Annotated in this window: 14 protein-coding genes; 9 read left to right on the top strand and 5 right to left on the bottom strand. The window is 59.8% G+C overall.

Going from position 1 to position 17,674, the window contains the following annotated elements:
- Positions 1–28 precede the first annotated feature (28 nt).
- The 6 genes from O4G74_RS07020 to O4G74_RS06995 all read left to right on the top strand — a co-directional run bounded on the left by O4G74_RS07020 (position 29) and on the right by O4G74_RS06995 (position 7,256).
- Positions 29–2,941, top strand: a complete 2,913-nt coding sequence (locus tag O4G74_RS07020; RefSeq protein ID WP_269401927.1) for a valine--tRNA ligase — start codon at positions 29–31, stop codon at positions 2,939–2,941.
- Between the two features lie 15 nt (positions 2,942–2,956).
- Entirely contained in the window at positions 2,957–3,088 is a 132-nt protein-coding gene (locus tag O4G74_RS07015) for a hypothetical protein (protein WP_269401926.1), read from the top strand.
- Between the two features lie 92 nt (positions 3,089–3,180).
- Positions 3,181–4,263 carry an isoaspartyl peptidase/L-asparaginase family protein gene (locus O4G74_RS07010; protein WP_269401925.1) on the top strand — a complete coding sequence of 361 codons (1,083 nt, stop codon included), beginning with the start codon at positions 3,181–3,183 and terminating at the stop codon, positions 4,261–4,263.
- An 80-nt stretch (positions 4,264–4,343) separates the two neighbouring features.
- Positions 4,344–4,880 carry a GNAT family N-acetyltransferase gene (locus O4G74_RS07005; RefSeq protein WP_269401924.1) on the top strand — a complete coding sequence of 179 codons (537 nt, stop codon included), beginning with the start codon at positions 4,344–4,346 and terminating at the stop codon, positions 4,878–4,880.
- Positions 4,881–5,066: 186 nt separating this feature from the next.
- Positions 5,067–6,794 (top strand): dihydroxy-acid dehydratase, encoded by a 1,728-nt coding sequence (gene ilvD, locus O4G74_RS07000; protein ID WP_269401923.1) that lies wholly within the window; start codon positions 5,067–5,069, stop codon positions 6,792–6,794.
- Positions 6,795–6,887: 93 nt separating this feature from the next.
- On the top strand, positions 6,888–7,256 hold the full coding sequence (locus O4G74_RS06995) for a hypothetical protein (RefSeq protein WP_269401922.1): 369 nt from the start codon (positions 6,888–6,890) through the stop codon (positions 7,254–7,256).
- A gap of 6 nt (positions 7,257–7,262) precedes the next feature.
- Here the strand turns inward: O4G74_RS06995 and xth are convergent, their stop codons facing one another.
- On the bottom strand, positions 7,263–8,042 hold the full coding sequence (xth, locus tag O4G74_RS06990; RefSeq protein WP_269401921.1) for an exodeoxyribonuclease III: 780 nt from the start codon (positions 8,040–8,042) through the stop codon (positions 7,263–7,265).
- A gap of 145 nt (positions 8,043–8,187) precedes the next feature.
- Here xth and O4G74_RS06985 point away from each other — a divergent pair, with 145 nt between their 5' ends.
- Positions 8,188–10,917, top strand: a complete 2,730-nt coding sequence (locus O4G74_RS06985) for a M1 family metallopeptidase (protein WP_269401920.1) — start codon at positions 8,188–8,190, stop codon at positions 10,915–10,917.
- On the opposite strand, the gene O4G74_RS06980 is transcribed toward O4G74_RS06985, so the two are convergent.
- Positions 10,866–12,086 (bottom strand): CaiB/BaiF CoA transferase family protein, encoded by a 1,221-nt coding sequence (locus O4G74_RS06980; protein WP_269401919.1) that lies wholly within the window; start codon positions 12,084–12,086, stop codon positions 10,866–10,868. The two genes, O4G74_RS06985 and O4G74_RS06980, sit on opposite strands and share 52 nt — an antisense overlap.
- Before the next feature lie 115 nt (positions 12,087–12,201).
- Between O4G74_RS06980 and O4G74_RS06975 the strand changes: the two genes are divergently transcribed.
- Complete coding sequence (locus tag O4G74_RS06975; RefSeq protein ID WP_269401918.1) at positions 12,202–13,374, top strand: DUF2336 domain-containing protein; 1,173 nt, start codon at positions 12,202–12,204, stop codon at positions 13,372–13,374.
- Here O4G74_RS06975 and O4G74_RS06970 read toward each other — a convergent pair.
- Positions 13,371–14,060 carry a hypothetical protein gene (locus O4G74_RS06970; protein ID WP_269401917.1) on the bottom strand — a complete coding sequence of 230 codons (690 nt, stop codon included), beginning with the start codon at positions 14,058–14,060 and terminating at the stop codon, positions 13,371–13,373. The genes O4G74_RS06975 and O4G74_RS06970 overlap by 4 nt on opposite strands.
- A gap of 119 nt (positions 14,061–14,179) precedes the next feature.
- On the opposite strand from O4G74_RS06970, the gene O4G74_RS06965 reads away from it, so the two are divergent.
- Positions 14,180–14,986: an NUDIX hydrolase gene (locus O4G74_RS06965; protein ID WP_269401916.1), complete on the top strand. Its 807-nt coding sequence runs from the start codon at positions 14,180–14,182 to the stop codon at positions 14,984–14,986.
- Here the strand turns inward: O4G74_RS06965 and O4G74_RS06960 are convergent, their stop codons facing one another.
- Positions 14,987–16,252: an amidohydrolase family protein gene (locus tag O4G74_RS06960; RefSeq protein ID WP_269401915.1), complete on the bottom strand. Its 1,266-nt coding sequence runs from the start codon at positions 16,250–16,252 to the stop codon at positions 14,987–14,989.
- A complete protein-coding gene (locus O4G74_RS06955; RefSeq protein WP_269401914.1) occupies positions 16,249–17,667 on the bottom strand; it encodes an amidohydrolase in 1,419 nt (472 codons plus the stop codon). The genes O4G74_RS06960 and O4G74_RS06955 overlap by 4 nt, the downstream gene beginning before the upstream one ends.
- Positions 17,668–17,674: the final 7 nt, after the last annotated feature.

Raw genomic sequence — 17,674 nt, 5'->3', positions numbered from 1 at the left:
TTTCTGACCCCGACTATGGACCGACAAAATGCTTGACCAACGCTTCGATCCCAAGAGCGCCGAGGGGCGCATCTATGAGCGCTGGGAAGAGGCGGGCTGCTTCCGCCCCTCCGGCGACACGAGTGCGCAGGCCTATTCGGTTGTCATCCCGCCGCCAAACGTCACCGGCGTCCTGCATATGGGCCACGCGCTCAACAATACGCTTCAGGACATCCTGATCCGGTTTGAGCGCATGCGCGGCAAGAATGTCCGCTGGCAGCCGGGCACCGACCATGCCGGTATCGCGACGCAGATGGTGGTTGAGCGCCAGCTGGCAGAAGCGGGCAATGAAAGCCGCACCAGCCTTGGCCGCGAAGCCTTTGTCGACCGCGTCTGGGAGTGGAAAGAGAAGTCCGGCGGCCAGATCATCCAGCAGCTGAAACGCCTCGGCGCCTCCTGCGACTGGGAGAATGAGCGCTTCACCATGGGCGACCGGGACAATCCCGACGACCAGATGCAGGAAGCTGTCCGCAAGGTCTTCGTCGACCTCTACAATCAGGGGCTCATCTATCGCGACAAGCGTCTGGTGAACTGGGACCCGCACTTCCAGACCGCCATTTCAGACCTCGAAGTCGAGCAGAAAGAAGTGCAGGGCGCCTTCTGGCACCTTCGCTATCCGCTCGCCGATGGCGTCACGTATGAGCACCCCATCAAGGACGAGGACGGCAATCCGGCCGGCACCGAGACGCGCGATTATATCGTCGTCGCGACCACGCGCCCGGAAACTATGCTGGGTGACACAGGCGTTGCCGTTCACCCCGATGATGAGCGCTATAAGGGCCTCGTCGGCAAATTCGTCGACCTGCCCATCGTGAACCGGCGCATCCCGATCGTCGCGGATGAGCATGCCGACCCTGAAAAGGGCTCCGGCGCTGTGAAGATCACGCCTGCGCATGACTTCAACGACTTCCAGGTCGGCGAGCGGGCAGGGCTTCAACTTTTAAATATTTTCGACAAGAACGCGGCCGTGAAGGCTCAGTTTGAAGTCTTCGAGAAAACTAACAAAATTAAGTTCAAGCGAAGCTATAATGCGCCCGATGGCTATGCTGGATTGGACCGTTATGAAGCTCGCAAGAAAATTGAGGCAGACTTTGAGCGGCTCGGTCTCTTGGTTGAGGTCGAAAAGAAGAAGGTCGAACAGCCCTTTGGCGACCGGTCTGGCACTGTCATCGAACCGTGGCTGACCGACCAGTGGTATGTGAACGCTGAAGAACTGGCCAAGCCTGCCATCGCCGCCGTCCGTAAAGGCCGCACCAAATTCGTGCCCGAGAACTGGACCAAGACCTATTACAACTGGATGGAAAACATCCAGCCATGGTGCATTTCGCGCCAGCTCTGGTGGGGACACCGTATCCCAGTTTGGTACGGTTTCTCGCTCGGCGAGGGGGATTCCGCACTTGCGGCGACGTATGATGTCGAACAGCACAGAATATTCTCAGGGCTCTCTGAACAGGAAGTTTTGGAAAAGGCTCGCGGCGAATACTCGCAAGCACAGGAAATTGTCCTCGTTGCAGATGAGCAGGAAGCATTTCATCTGCTAATGCAGCAAGAACATGGCGTATCAAAAGTACCAATTTGGCAGGACGAAGACGTCCTCGACACATGGTTCTCCTCCGCGCTTTGGCCCTTCTCCACCCAGGGCTGGCCAGGGAATACGGACGACCTGAAAACCTATTATCCGACCAGCGTGCTCATCACCGCGCACGACATCATCTTCTTCTGGGTCGCCCGGATGATGATGATGGGCATCCATTTCATGGACGGCGAAATCCCGTTCCACGATGTCTACATCCACGCCCTCGTCCTCGACGAGAAGGGCCAGAAGATGTCGAAGTCCAAGGGCAATGCCATGGACCCGCTGGAGCTGATTGATCAGTACGGCGCGGATGCGCTGCGCTTCACCTTCGCCCGTCAGGCAGCGCAGGGGCGAAATATCCGCCTCTCGCCGCAGGCGGTTGAAGGCTATCGGAACTTCACAACCAAGCTCTGGAACGCGGCCCGTTTCGCAGAGATGAACCAGTGCGAGTTTGGCCACGACCTCAAGCCCGGCGATCTCAAACTGCCGCTCAATCGCTGGATCGCAGCAGAGCTCGGCAAGGCGGCTACGGCCGTCACGACCGCGCTCGAAGCCTACAAGTTCAATGAAGCCGCCGAGGCGCTTTACCAGTTCATCTGGAACGTGCTCTGCGACTGGTACATCGAACTCATCAAGCCGGTCATGAATGGCGAAGATGAGGCGGCGAAGGCGGAAACCCGCAAGGCCTGCGGCTGGGTCATCGACCAGACGCTGAAGCTGCTTCACCCCTTCACGCCGTTCGTCACTGAAGCCCTCTGGGCCCAGACAGAGCAGGAAGGCCGCAAGCGCGGTGACTTCCTCATGGTTCAGGACTGGCCTGCCTTTGCGGACGCCTGGGCCGACAGCGATGCCGAGGCGGAGCTTCAATGGGTCCTCGATACCGTGTCAGAGATCCGCTCGACGCGGGCCGTCCTCAACGTGCCGGCTGGGGCGCAAGTCGCCGCCTCGCTCATCGGCGCCTCCGACAAGGTGAAGGGCTGGGCCAAGGAAAACGAGACGCCGATCCGGCAACTCGCCCGCCTGTCTGCCTTCGACATCGCCGCTGAAAAGCCAGCCGGGGCGGTCACCATTGCGTCCGGCGAAGAGACCATCGCGCTTGAAGTGCAGGAGTTCATCACCCTGTCAGATGAGGTCGCGCGCCTCGACAAGGAAATGACGAAACTCTCCAAGGATATTGAGGGTACCGAAAAGAAACTCTCTAATCAGAACTTCGTCTCGAAGGCCCCGCCAGAGATCGTCGAAGAGAACCGCGAACGGATCACAGAGTGGACGGCGACGCTTGCCAAGCTCCGCTCGGCGCGCGACCAGCTCGCAGATCTATCCTGAGTATGAGGTGAGAGGATGAACTGGCTGATTTTCGTTGGCATCGCTGCCTTCGTAATCTTTGACATCGGCATTCTCTTTTACCTGCTTCGCAAGGCGAACCGGCCGGGCGGCCTCCACGGCCGGTCCGGTTCTCGGCCGCGCGAATAGGTCGAGCCCTTGGGGGCTGCCCTTGCCAATGGCAGCCCGAAGCTTGCACATTGGCGACCGGAGAACGCCCCCAGTTTCAGCGAGGAATTGCCATGTACCGCGCCGCCGCCAGCTTTTGTCTTGGTCTCACACTTGTCGCCTGTGCGCCCGAAGCGCCAGAACAGTCAGAGCTGAATGCCGCGGCAGAAGCAGATTCCGAAGCGGCGACGGAGGCCACCCCGTCAGCAGATACGGAGACCGAAATGGCTGCAGCTGAGCGCCCAGACTGGCGGATCGTGATCCATGGCGGGGCAGGGGTCATTCTGCGTGAGAACCTCTCCGATGAGCAGGAGGCAGCCTACATCACCGCGCTCGAAACCTCGCTTCGTGCGGGCGCTGATGTGCTCTCAAGCGGCGGTAGCTCGCTCGACGCTGTCCAGGCGGCTGTCTTGACGATGGAAGACGACCCGCTCTTCAATGCGGGCTTCGGCGCCGTCATGACCGCCGACCGCATGCATGAGCTTGATGCCTCGATAATGGAGGGCAGCCAGCGTGATGCGGGCTCCGTCGCAGGCGTCACCCGCGTTAAGAACCCGATCCTTGCCGCCCGCGCTGTGATGGACCAGTCAGAACACGTCATGTTCGCAGGTGAAGGCGCCGACAGCTTTGCTGAATCGGTCGGCCTCGACATGGTCGAGAATTCCTATTTCACCACTGACCGCCGCCGCGAAGCGCTGGAGCGTGTGCTCGACACACAGGAACGCACCGATGCGGACCGGCACGGCACTGTCGGGGCTGTCGCCATTGACCAGAACGGCAATCTTGCCGCGGCCACCACGACAGGCGGTATGACGGCTAAAATGCATGGCCGCATTGGCGATTCGCCCCTCATCGGCGCGGCGACCTATGCCCGGAACGGCGTCTGCGCCGTCTCTGCCACCGGTCACGGCGAATACTTCATCCGTGTCGGCGTCGCCAAGACAATCTGCGCGCGCGTTGAACTCGCTGGCGAAGACATCGAGACCGCCGCCGACAATACGCTTGGCCAGGTCGCCGACCTCGGCGGAGATGGCGGCGTCATCGTTATGGGCGGCGAAGGTGAGTATGCCTACGTCTTCAATTCCGCCGGCATGTATCGCGGCATGATGGACGCTGACGGCACGCTTGAAACCGCGATCTTCGAGGCTGAAGAGTAAGCAAGCTGCCGGGAGGAGAGCCGCCCGACAGGCAGACGCCCCATCTCTTGAACACAGCCCGCAATAAAGAGGCCGTTGATATGTCAGCTGATCTCACAGGTGTTACTATCCGCGCTGCTGTTCCCGGCGACGCGGCTGCGCTCGAAGAACTCGGCCAGCGGACCTTTCTTGAGAAGTTCGGTCATCTTTATGCCAAGGCCGATCTCGACGCCTATCTTGAAGAGGCTCACGCACAGACGTTCTACGCTCATATGATCGACAGCCCGGACTACCTGGTCCGGGTGGCCGCGCTGCCAGACGGCGCGCTCGGTGCCTATCTCGTCTGCTCGCCGCTGGAGCTGCCGGCCGACGACGCCGAAGACGGCGCAGTGGAGCTGATGCGGGTCTATGTCGACGGGGCGCTTCAGGGCAGGGGGCTCGGCTCGCACTTCATTGAGGAGGCGATCGACTGGGCGAAGATCTCGCAGGCGCCGGAGCTATATCTCAGCGTCTTTTCCGAGAATGATGGCGCGCGCAGGCTTTATGAGCGACATGGCTTCGAGAAAGTGGGAGAGTTTGACTTCCCGGTCGGAAATCACCTCGATCTCGAATTCCTTATGCAGCTGAAATTAGAATAAATTTGCGCGGAGTTTGCGCTGCACCGGCAAAAATACCACTAGTACACCGTCACTGCACCGTGTTTTAAGGGCAAAAGGGCAGAATTTTTCGCACACTTTCCGGCGGAAATTCGCTGCCGACCCCTAGCCTCAACCGGGCCGGGCTTCTATCAGATTATCCAAGATCAAGCTTTAGGAGCCCGCGAAATGAGCAAGACCTGGGACAAGTCATGCCTGCCGTCGCGCCACGTCACCGAAGGCCCGGCCCGCGCCCCGCATCGTAGCTATTATTACGCGATGGGCCTGTCGACCAAGGACATCAAAAAGCCCTTCGTCGGCGTCGCCTCCTGCTGGAATGAAGCAGCCCCCTGTAACACCGCCCTGATGCGTCAGGCCCATGCGGTGTCCGAAGGCGTAAAGGCCGGTGATGGCACCCCGCGTGAATTCTGTACCATCACGGTTACAGACGGCATCGCCATGGGCCATGAAGGCATGCGCTCATCGCTCGTTTCGCGCGAAGTCATTGCAGATTCCGTCGAGCTGACCATGCGCGGTCACGGCTATGATGCACTCGTTGGCGTTGCTGGTTGTGACAAGTCGCTGCCGGGCATGATGATGGCCATGCTGCGCCTTAACGTCCCATCTGTCTTTCTCTATGGCGGCTCCATCCTGCCGGGCCGATTTGAGGGCAAGGACGTCACCGTTCTCGATGTATTCGAGGCTGTGGGCGCGCATGCGGCTGGCAATAATGACATGACGGAAGAGAAACTTCACGCGCTGGAGAGAATCGCCTGCCCGGGTGACGGGGCCTGCGGCGGTCAATTTACCGCAAATACAATGGCTTGCGTGTCCGAGGCGATCGGTCTCGCGCTCCCACTGTCCTCTGCTCTGCCGGCGCCTTATGCGAACCGCGATGAGTATGCTGTCGCCTCTGGTGAGGCCGTCATGCGCCTCATCGAAACCAATCTACGCCCGCGCGACATCTGTACGCGCGAGGCTTTCGAGAACGCAGCCGTCGTCGTGGCCGCAACCGGGGGCTCGACCAATGCCGCGCTTCACCTTCCAGCCATGGCCAATGAGTGCGGCGTAGATTTCGAGCTGAAGGATGTCGCCCGAATCTTCGAGAAGACGCCATACATCGCGTCACTCAAGCCGGGCGGTGAATACGTCGCCAAGGATTTCGGCGAGGCTGGCGGCGTGCCGATGCTGATGAAAACCCTTCTGGAACAGGGCCTTGTTCATGGCGACTGTATAACGGTGACCGGCAAGACATGGGCCGAGAACCTCGAAGAAGTAACCTGGAACCCGGAGCAGAAAGTCATCTCGGCTGCCAGCAATCCGATCACCAAGACCGGCGGCGTGGTCGGCCTGTGGGGCTCACTCGCGCCTGATGGCGCCATTGTGAAGGTTGCGGGTCTGCAGTCGCTCCAGTTTCGCGGGCCGGCCCGCGTGTTCGATGGCGAAGAGGCCTGCTTCAAAGCTGTTGAGTCGCGTGACTATAAGGAAGGCGATGTCCTGATCATCCGCTATGAGGGCGCGAAGGGCGGCCCAGGAATGCGCGAGATGTTGTCCACCACCGCCGCAATCTACGGACAGGGCATGGGCGACAAGGTCGCGCTGATCACCGACGGTCGATTCTCTGGCGCAACGCGCGGCTTCTGTATTGGCCATGTCGGACCTGAGGCGCAGGAAGGCGGGCCAATCGGTCTCATCAAGGATGGTGACATGATCTCTATCGATGCGGCCAAAGGCACAATCGATCTTGAAGTCAGCGACGCAGAACTGGCCGAACGCCGTAAAAGCTGGGCCCCGCGCGAGACGAAATACGCGTCAGGCGCTCTTGCGAAGTTCGCAAAGCTTGTAGGCCCTGCTTATCAAGGGGCTGTCACCCATGAGGGCTTCAAGGCCGAACGTCATGTCTACGCCGATCTCTGAATCGTCGTGAAAGCTGCAGATTACGGCCATGGAATGGTCACGCCGTTCACCGAGGCTTCAGGCTCAAACCTGTAGTCTCAGAGGATGATCAAGATGACCCACTCCCTGACCGTAGCTGCTCTGTCCCTGACCGCTTTTGTGGCGGCCCCTTTCGCGGCCGCGTCTGAAAGCTGCGTCCAGCAAGCCAAGAGCATCCGAACGGATCAACAATCTGTTCTTGAGTTGAAGGCAGAGCGCGATGCGCTCGTCCCGAAGGTCGAGGATGCGGGCGATACCTGGCAGAATGATCAGGCCATGCGCAATTTCAGCGTCGAGCAGGCCCGACAGGCTGACCGCTCCAAGGCGGCCTATGAAGACCTGAAAGCGCGTCTACGCGCCGTCGAGGCTGACCTGCAGGAAAAGGCGGCGAGTGCGAATGCGCGCGTGAGCGCCTATAACATGCACTGCGTCCCGAAAGACTAGGTTCGACTAGTCAGCGAGCGTTGTGATAACCGGCACGTGATCTGACGGTTTTTCCAGCCCGCGCGCCTTCTTGTAGATCTCGACGCCTGTCAGCCGGTCAGCGGCTTGGGGTGACAGCAAGAGGTGGTCGATCCGGATGCCGTGGCCTTTCTGCCAGGCGCCGGCCTGATAGTCCCAGAAACTGTACTCATGCGCGCGCCCATCGGCGGCTTCATAGGCTTCGGTCAGGCCCAGCCACTTCAGCTCTCGGAAAGCGGCGCGCGTTGTCGGCAGCGCAAGCGCATCGTCGCGCCAGACGGCGATATCCCAGCAATCCTCATCACGCGGAATGACGTTGTAATCGCCCGCCAAAACGAAAGCCTCTGCCAGCTTCAGCTGCGCTTCGGCATGCGCTTTCAAGTGCTTCATCCAGCCAAGCTTGTAATCATATTTCGGCCCCGGCGCAGGATTGCCGTTTGGCAGGTAAAGACCGCCGACGCGGACTGGCCGGTCTGCCAGGACGAGCGCTTCAATATAGCGGGCCTGGTCATCGTCTTCATTGCCGGGCAGGCCGGTTACGACATCTTCGAGCGGATAGCGTGAGAGGAGCGCGACGCCATTATAGCTCTTCTGGCCGTGAACCGCGCAATTATAGCCGAGCTCTTCAATCTCCATATAGGGGAAGTTCTCGGTCTCGCATTTGATCTCCTGAAGGCAGATGACATCCGCATCAATGGTTTTCAGGACATCAAGCACCGTCGCCATGCGGGCCTTGATGGAGTTCACATTCCAGGTCGCGATTTTCATGGCGCCCTTATAGGCGCGATTCAGGCCATGCGCCATGCGAAGTCAGAGATTGGCGCTGCTCGAAATACAGCTGACGGTCCATTTTCTGGGTGACGCCAATGGGGGCTGGCTCATATGAATTGTTACACGCAATTCAGGGTTTTCCATGCAACGTCTTATTCTTGTCTGTGCACTCGTCATCGGGCTTGCTGCGTGCGGTCCAACGCCGCGTCAGGAACAACCGGAACTTGCCGACCTCTATGAGCGCGCGCCCAGGGGGCCGCTGCCTGATGGGGTAAGACCGACCGCATACCAGATGAACCTGGAAATCGATCCTCGCAAAAGCCGGTTCGGCGGCACTGTTACGATAGATGTTGAATTCGATCAGCCTGCGCAGGGGTTCTGGCTGCATGGACAGGGGCTGGAAATCCGGGAGGTCACCGTCACCGGCGACAATATGCAGGATGAAAGAGCGACATGGCGCGATGTCCTGAACTCAGGCGTGGCCTGGATACACTTTCCTCGCCGGGCCAGCGCAGGGACTGTCCGTGTGGCAATTGATTATACAGCACCGTTCGATGCGAACCTCACTGGACTGTTCAAGGTCGATGAGCAGGGCAATGCTTACGCGCTCGCCAAATCCGAAAGCATCCAGGCGCGGCGCTTCATGCCCGGTTTTGACGAGCCGCGCTTCAAGACCCCTTTTGATCTGACGCTGACCGTGCCGGAAACCGACACTGCAATTGCGAATACGTCTATCGCGAGTGAAGAAGTGCTGGAAGAGGAGGGACTTAAGCGGATAAGTTTCAAATCGACACGTCCGCTGCCAACCTATCTCCTGTCGCTCGCCGTCGGACCGTTCGATCGTCTGGATGGTCCATCTCTTTCGCCGAATGAAGTCAGGGATTTTTCCGTGCCGCTTACAGGTTACACACGCGCGGGTAAGGCCAACGAAATCTCATACGCATTGATGATGACTGAGCCGATGGTCGTCTTTTTTGAAAAGGAACTCGGCGTTCCATATCCGTATGAAAAGCTCGATATCATCGCCGCACCGCAATGGCCAAGCGGGGCGACAGAGCTTGCCGCGGCGATCACATACCGCGAGAGCCGCATTCTCTACGGGCCTTCGAGCGGCCCTGCGATGCGCCGGGCACTTCTCAACATACACAGCCATGAGATTGCACATATGTGGTTCGGCGATCTCGTGACGCCGCCATGGTGGGATGACCTTTGGCTGAAGGAGGCGTTTTCCAGCTGGGCGACAGGTATCGTGCTATCCCACATGGAACCTGACGGCGGCTATGAGCTTGATGCGGTCGCGGACAGCATCAGCGCCATGTCGCTCGATAGTCTGCGCAGCGCGCGGGCGGTGCGAGAGCCGATCACGCTGAACGAAGACATTCGAAACGCGTACGACTCCATTACCTATGACAAGGGCCTTGCCGTCATCGCGATGGTCGATTCCTATTTTGGCGCAGAGACATTCCGGCCTGCGCTGGGACGTTATATCTCCCGCTTTGAGGACTCCGTTGCAAACAGCCCCGACTTCTTTGAAGTCATCGCTGACGAGACCAATGAGCCGGACCTGACGACGGCGTTCCGCAGCTTTGTCGAGCAGTCCGGTCTGCCGCTAGTCAGCGCTGAGTTGCAATGCCGCGACGGCGAGACGCCCGAAGTCTCGCTTTCACAAAGCCGCTATCAGCCGCTGGGGAGCCCGATCGAGGAGAGCCGTCGCTGGACCATTCCTTATTGCCTTGTCGCTGCCAGCGGTGACACGCGTGAGCGTGTCTGCACCATGATGAGTGAGCAGACAGCCACGCTTACGCTTGACCAGTTCGAGACCTGCCCAGACTGGATCATGCCGAATGCACGTGGTGCCGGGTACTGGCGGTTCACGATGCCAGATGCGCAATGGGCGCTGCTTGCCATCAACTTCGGCTCGCTTGAACCCGGCGAGGCCATGACGGCCGTCGACAGTGCGGTTGCAAGCTTCGAGGCGGGCAAACTGGCGCTGCCGACACTTACGGCGATTGCGAATGCGGCCGCCCGCCACGATGAACGACAAGTGGTTGATGGTGCGGTGCGCGCATATTCCACGCTCTACCGGGCGGTATCAGGCGATGATGCCGCAAGGGCAGGGATGGAGGCCGAGATTGCGCGTGTATTCCGGCCTCGTCTTGAACGGGCGAGAGGGTCGGAGCGTGAGAGCGACCGTATCCTGACATCGAGGCTCGAATCCTTCCTGGCGCGGACCGGAAATGATGCAGAACTGCGCGACGAATTCGCACGAGCGGCGAATGCATACGTTGGACTTCCCGTCAGCGGGGAGGTTCGCGGGCTCACCAGCGATGACTTTGCCACGGCGCTTGCGATCGGCATGCAGGAAGGCGGCGAGCCTTTCCTCAATGCCATGCTTGCATCGCTTTCAGATATCGACGACCCGACCTTCGAGCAGGCTGTTGCCTATGCCATCGGCCAAAATAATGACCCGGCGCTTCTGCCAGTGATCATGGATTTGTCCATGTCCGGCCAGCTTGGTACGCGGGAAACCTATTCCATCATGTCGGGCCAGATGCGCCAGAGCGAAACCAAGCAGCAGGCTTGGGCGTGGCTACAGTCCAACTACCCGGAATTCGTGCTTCGTATCCCCGGCCAGCGCCCACGCTCGACCCCGCGTCTTGCAGGTGGCCTCTGCTCTCCGGAAGCCGTGGGCGAGCTCGAGAACCTGTTCGCTGAATATGGCGAACTGGCCCCTGGCTACGAACGTGCCCTGGCTGAGGCGCGCGAAAGCATCGGACTTTGCGTCGCGCTTGAAGCCGAACGGGGCGATGAAATCCGCAGCTATTTTGCGGGTCTCATGCCATCCGAGACGGCGCCTGACGACAGCAACTGAGCGATTTCGTCCTCGCTGCGCCCAAGGCCAGCGAGGACTTCGCGGCTATGCTGGCCGAATTTCGGTGACGGGCCTTTCGGGCCATCATTGGCGCCCGGAAACCGGACCGGGGACGCGGGTGACTTGAACGATGTGCCATCGCCTGCGGCTGATGGAACATCGACGATGCCGCCAGCTGCCTGAACCTGCGGGTCGGCAGCCGCTTCGGCCATTGTCTGGACCGGTGCCCAGGCGATGGACTGCTCATCAAGCCGTTTTGCGGCTTCGTCTTTGGTCATCTCGCCGAAGCCTGCGTCGAGAATACCAACACATTCGACACTGTTCTTTCGGCGCGCTTTTGGCGAAGAGAAGCGCTCATCTTCGATAAGGTCTTCGCGCCCAATGACCCGGCAGATCGGCGCCCAGTCTGAATTGCCCTGTCGTGCGACAATGCAGAGCCAGTGGTCATCGCTGGTCCGGAAGAAATTCATGATCGGCACGGTCTGTTCGTGGCGCTGCTTGGTAGAGCCAAGCCGCCCGAAAAAGAGCTGGATCGCGAAGTCGGAGCCGAGCGTGAAGAGGGCGGTGCGAAGGAGCGATGCCTCTACGAGTCGGCCTTTGCCAGTTTTCGTAGCTTCTACCAGAGCGGCGCAAATGCCGGCCGCTGCTGCGATACTTGTCGTATGGTCGCCAAAGGCAGTCCGGCAGGGGAATGGCTCTCCGCCTTTCGGGATCGTGGTACGGGCCGCGCCGGACCGTGCCCAGAAGCTTGCCACATCGAAGCCTGGCTTGTCGGCGTCAGGGCCATCGAGGCCGTAGCCAGTCAGGCTGCAATAGACGAGCTTCGGATTGACTGACTTCAGCCCCTCATAGTCGAGACCAGAGCGGGCAAGGCCACCCGGGCGCACATTAGTGAGAAAGACATCGGCGCCCTCTGCCAGTTCCCTCAGGATCTTGCGGCCTTCATCTGTCGTCGTGTCGAGCGCGATGGACTTCTTGCCGCGATTGTCGAAGTCGAAAACCGGATTGTCCTGTATGTCGGTGCCGATGGTGGCGAAGAATTTTCGGATCGGGTCGCCGCCGGGCGGTTCGACCTTAATCACTTCAGCGCCCCAGTCACTCAGAATGCTGCCTGCGCCAGGGGCGGCCATATAAGTTGCGTATTCGATGACGCGAATGCCTTCGAGCATGTCTACTCCCAGATTTATTTCAGGTCTGCTGCCGGACCCATTGGTAAACCGGACATTAACCGGCACAATACAATTCTCAGCAAATTGATTCCTCGGCTGAGGGAAGGCGCTATCGATGGGTATTTCAAGCATGCGGCCGCAATTGTCCGAAGGGGACATTGAGCGGCTCATGAAAGGTGAGACACCGGACGAACGGGCTGGCATTGCGCACAAGCTCTGCCGCCGCATTGCGACTGATCCGCTGACCGACACAGAACGCCGCCACGCAGAAGAAATTATCGCCATCCTCGCGCAGGATGCTGCAGAGCTTGTGCGCAAGACATTGGCTGTGGCGCTGCGCAACTCGCCGCGCCTGCCGCGTGATGTGGCACTGAAGCTTGCAAGAGATGTCGAGACAGTCGCACTGCCTGTCCTCCAATATTCGCCGTCACTGACGGATCAGGACCTCATCGAGCTCGTCCGCGCCGTAGAAGGTGCCAAGCAGATCGCCATTGCCTCTCGCGACCGGATTGATGCCGAGCTTTGCGAAACCATTGCTGGGGAAGGCATCGCCGACGCCGTCGCCGCGCTGGCGCGCAATCGCGGCGCAAGCTGGACGAACAAGGCCTTTGACCGCTCCATAGACCGGTTTGCAGAAAATGATGGCGTCAAGACTGCGCTCATCGCGCGTGAGCACATTCCGGTACACGTTGCAGAGAAGCTGGTCTCGCTGGTGTCAGGGCAGGCGTTCGATATGCTGGTAAACCGGCACGAACTACCCGCCCAACTGGCGATCGACCTCGCCTCAGGTGCCCGGGAGCGCGCGACTGTGGATCTGGTGGAGCAGGCGGACCGCAGTCAGGACATGGGCTACTTCGTGCACCAGCTGGACCTCAATGGCCGCCTGACCAACTCTCTCATCATGCGCGCGCTCTGCCTTGGGCAGATGAAATTTGTCGAGCATGCGGTGGCAGAGCTTGCCGGGGTCACACATGGCAAGGCGTGGCTGATGATCCACGATGCGGGCCCGCGCGGTCTGGCAGCGATCTTCGACCGGGCCGGCCTGCCGCGCAAGCTGTTGCCAGCCTTCAAGGCCGCCGTGAATGTCTTCCACGAGACCGAGGTCGATGGCGGCCCGAATGACAAGGCTCGCTTCCGGATGCGGATGATCGAACGCGTGCTGACGCAATTCCAGGCCATCCCGAAGGGCGACCTCGATTATCTGCTCGAAAAACTGGATTTCTATTCAGAGCAGGCGCGCGCCATGGAAACGCCGCCGTCCGAAGAAGCAGCGCGCCGTTTCGGCTAGCCGTCGACCCGTGGAGCGCGGGCCAGCTCAATGCCGACTGCCGCCAGTTTCTCACCGTCACGGTAACGTGCATTCTCAGCGATGACAGCCATGCCGCACGCGCTGGCCGCTTCGATACGGTTCAGCAGGTCTGCTTCGCTCCAGACTTTCAACGCGTCGATGCGGACCGAATCCAGCAGGAGGCGCAGATGCGTGTCGAGAGGGGTGCACCATGAACGGGTGGCATTCACGCCAACGCGGAAGCCGCGGCGGCGAAGTGCTTCGATGCTTTTGAGGATATCGGACTTGGACTGGGACAAGGTCGCGTCATCGACTTCAATACAGATTTCCTGAGGGCAGATGCGGCTACGGGCAGCGGCAGCCTCACAGGCGATTGGCGTATCTGGATGCATCAGGGCTGCGATGGGCGCTTCGATGATGATCGGGCGCGCGGTGGCTTGTGGCGTTTCGTTGGCGAGGCGGGCAACGCTCTCGACCTGATGAGCAAGCCAGAGTGCAGGGCTGATGCGGTTCACGAAGAGGCTGCCGGCACCAAAGGATACGCGGTCGTCAAACGCAAACTGTGTTTCGGCCACCTGGTTGACGATATCGCCAGTGACCAGATGGATAACAGGGGACAGCCGCAGCTCACCTTCGCCTGGAATAATTGATGGCTGAGCCGATGTGCGTGTCCGAACCTGTTGCATGCCGCATTCCTGTCTGTGAATGTACCGATAGAAAAACAATGACAGACGCTCGTTGAGATCACGCGGATTGGAACGGGTGGATTTGCAGCAAATTTGCTGGATCTGAGGGAGAATTCGTTATGACCGATGCCGCGCCAAGACTTTCCGCCACTGTTCTCCTGCTGCGCGATGCGCCGGAACTTCAGGTCCTCATGGTGAAACGCCATTATCAGATCGACTTCGCCGCCGGTGCGCTCGTCTTTCCGGGTGGCAAGACGAATGAGGAAGATGCATCGGATGAATGGGGTGCGCTGAGCGACGGTAATTATGAGGGCAAGGCCCGGATCGCCCGCGTCGCAGCGCTAAGAGAAGCCTTTGAAGAATCAGGGATTATCCTGGCGCGCCCGGCGAGCGCACGGGGCGAAGGTGCAGCGCTTGTCGGCGTCGACGTTGCTGACAAACTCGCCCCGTTCCGGGAAGCGGTCGATCGGCGTGAAAAGAGCTTCGTCGAACTCGTCCAGGAGCATGACCTTGTGCTGGCGCTCGATACGCTCGTCCACTTCGGTCACTGGATTACGCCCGACATGATGCCAAAGCGCTTCGACACGCATTTCTATCTGGCGCCGACACCGCCGCAACAGCTCGCCACCCATGATGGGCGTGAAACGACGGACGCTGTCTGGCTGTCGCCGCAATTGGCCCTCGACATGGAAGCGGCTGGCGAGGCGACCATCATCTTCCCGACCAAGATGAACCTTGGAAAGCTCGCTGAAGCGCAGAGCGTGCCGACCGCCATCAGCCGGTTCAGGGACGGGAATGTCGTCACGGTTCTGCCAGTTGTTGGCCAGGATGATAAAGGCAAACCCTGCCTGCACATCCCGGCTGAAGCGGGCTATGTGCAGACGATTGAACCCCTCGAAAAAGTCGAGAATGTCGCCAAACGCTGATCAGCGTTTGTAGGCCATAGGTCGTTCGCTTTCATCAACGGCCAAGTAGCGGTCGCGCAGCTTCGTCTGGCGGCTTTCGAGCGACTGTTCCACGCCATCGATAAAGATGCGGACTGGCGCACTCGCGACTTCCAGCGGATCGCCGTCCCAGATGACGAGGTCGCCCAGGCCACCCGCCGTGAGACGACCAGCGCCATCAATGCCGAAGATCTCAGCTGGAACGGATGTGATCGCACGCAGAGCGTCGGTGTGATCAACACCGCTACCAACGGCGTTGCCTGCACTTTGCAAAACGAGGCGCGCCTGATGGCTGCTGCTGTCCAGATGGGCGAAGGCTGTCGTGACGCCGGCTTCGATAAGCCGTGCCGCGTTCTGCTGAGTCGCGCCTAGCTGAGCGAAGCTGCTGGGCAGGTTATCATACGGATCAATGATAACCGGGATGTTCGCTTCAGCCAGCTCTTCTGCCGCCATCCAGCCTTCTTGAGCACCAACCAGTACGATCTGAAGGTTCGACATCGTTTTCTTCAGCGATATGACTTCGCGGATATCGCTCTCTCGGCTCACAGCAATAAGCATGAGTTGATCACCGCGGGCCGCCCGTGTGAAGGCTTCGGCATCCATGCGGCCCAACGCGTCGCCTTCGCTGTGCGCGAGGTAGCGCGTCGGAAAGGCTCTTGCGTCACCAAACGCAGCGCGAAGTGTCGCCCAAGCGGCAGGTCGTGAGCCACCAGACACGCTAGCCCCGCCCTCGCCAAGATTGATGAAGGTGAAAGCGCGCCGCTCGATGACTGAACCGGGCTCTCCGGTTGTCGTTGCGATGAAGCCCTGGCCGCCGAAGAGTGAGGCGCCAAGACTTGGAGCCACAGCCATTCGGGTGACGCCTTCGATACGGGTGATGTCGATACTTGTCGCACGGGGATTGAAGCCGTCGCTCAGATCAAGGGCAGCGCCGAAAGCTGACTGGCCTGCTGAGGTGTCGTTGGTTGAGTCTTCTGCGCCAACTTCGACGATTCCGACTTGCGAAAACGCCGAAAAGATACCGGGTGTAACCCATGCGCCCTCTGCGTCGATGGTCTCAAGGCCCGAAGGAAGCTGATCTGCATCGGCCCAGGCCACCACGGTTCCGTCGCGGATGACGAGGGTCGCATCCTCGCGAACCGTCTCACCGTCAAAAAGGGTTGCGTTCTGGATAGCGAGGTTTTGTGCGAGCGCGCTAGAAACAGCGAGCGAGGTAAACGCGGCAATTGCTGCGAATTTGAAGATCATTTCAGGTCTCCTTCGCCAGGCTGGCCAAGCTCGAAATCTGTGACGGGGGTGAAGTCTGGCTGCTCAAGGTCGAACATGAGCGCGCCGTCGATATAGACGCGTTCAGCGTTCGAATAGGAGCTGAAAGGGTCGCCATTCCACAGAACGACGTCTGCATCCTTGCCAATCTCAAGAGAGCCAGTCTGATCGAAGATACCGAGCGACTTTGCCGGATTGGCGGAGAGCCATGTCCACGCATCAGCGTCAGAAATCTCGATACCTGCGCGACGGCCATCTGCGAGCGCCTTGGCCGCTTCCTGATTTAGGCGCTGGATGCCGATATCGCTGTCAGAGTGAACGATCGCGCAAGCGCCCGCGTGATGGACGAGAGGGATGTTCTCTCGGATGCCGTCATAGGCTTCCATCTTGAAGCCCCACCAGTCGGCCCACATGGATGAACAGATGTTCTTCTCGGCCAGCAGGTCGGCAATCTTGTAGCTTTCCACCGCATGGTGGAAGGAAGTGACTTCGTAGCCAAACTCCTCGGACATATCGATGACCTGCGCCATTTCGTCGGCGCGGTAGCAATGCATGTGAACGAGGATGTCGCCGTCCAGCACGCCTGAGAGCGTATCGAGCTCAAGGTTGCGAGTCGGCATGTCGCCGCCGTCTGCTTCCCACGCATCCCACTTTTCCCGATAGGCCTTGGCCTCGATCCAGGAGTTTCGATACCCGGCAACATTACCCATGCGCGAGTAGGGGGCGCCGCCTGGAAAGCGCCCGCCGCCATATCCGTAGACGCGCTTAGGGTTTTCGCCGCATGCCATTTTCAGCGTGTAAGGTGCATCCGGAAATTTCATGCCTTGTACCGTGCGGGAGAGCACATTTTTCAGGGTGACGCCGCGCCCGCCAAACAGGTTGGCCGAGCCAGGCAGGATCTGCATCGACGTGACGCCGCCTGCGAGCGCGCGGGTAAAGCCAGGATCCTGAGGCCAGACGCCATGTTCGGCCCAGACTTCTGCAGTCACAGGGCCCGATATTTCGTTGCCGTCCTGATGGGCGCTAACGCCTGGCGACGGATAGACGCCGAGGTGGGAATGGTTGTCGATGATGCCCGGGGTGACGAACTTGCCCGACGCGTCGATCACTTCAACATCGTCGCCAGCGTCCAGATCCTCGCCCAAGCCAGCAATATTGCCGCCTTCCAGAAGGACGTCATAGTTCTCGAAGACGTTCCCGACCCCGTCATAGACGGTCGCGTTCTGAAGAAGCACTGCACCGGACGGGTAGGGGGTATAGGTCGATGGATAAGGGTCGCGATCGAACGCTTCAGCCTTATCGTCAGTGGTGTCGTTCTCGCTGCTCTCTCCGCCGCTACATGCGGTGAGGAAGGTCGCAGCGGACAGAGCCACTGCCAGACGCATCGCAATTTTCATATCAACC

This window comes from Henriciella marina (assembly GCF_027213945.1).
Taxonomy (GTDB): Bacteria; Pseudomonadota; Alphaproteobacteria; order Caulobacterales; family Hyphomonadaceae; genus Henriciella; species Henriciella marina_A.
Note: the sequence above shows the minus strand (reverse complement) of the source record. Positions and strands in the feature narration are given on the sequence as shown.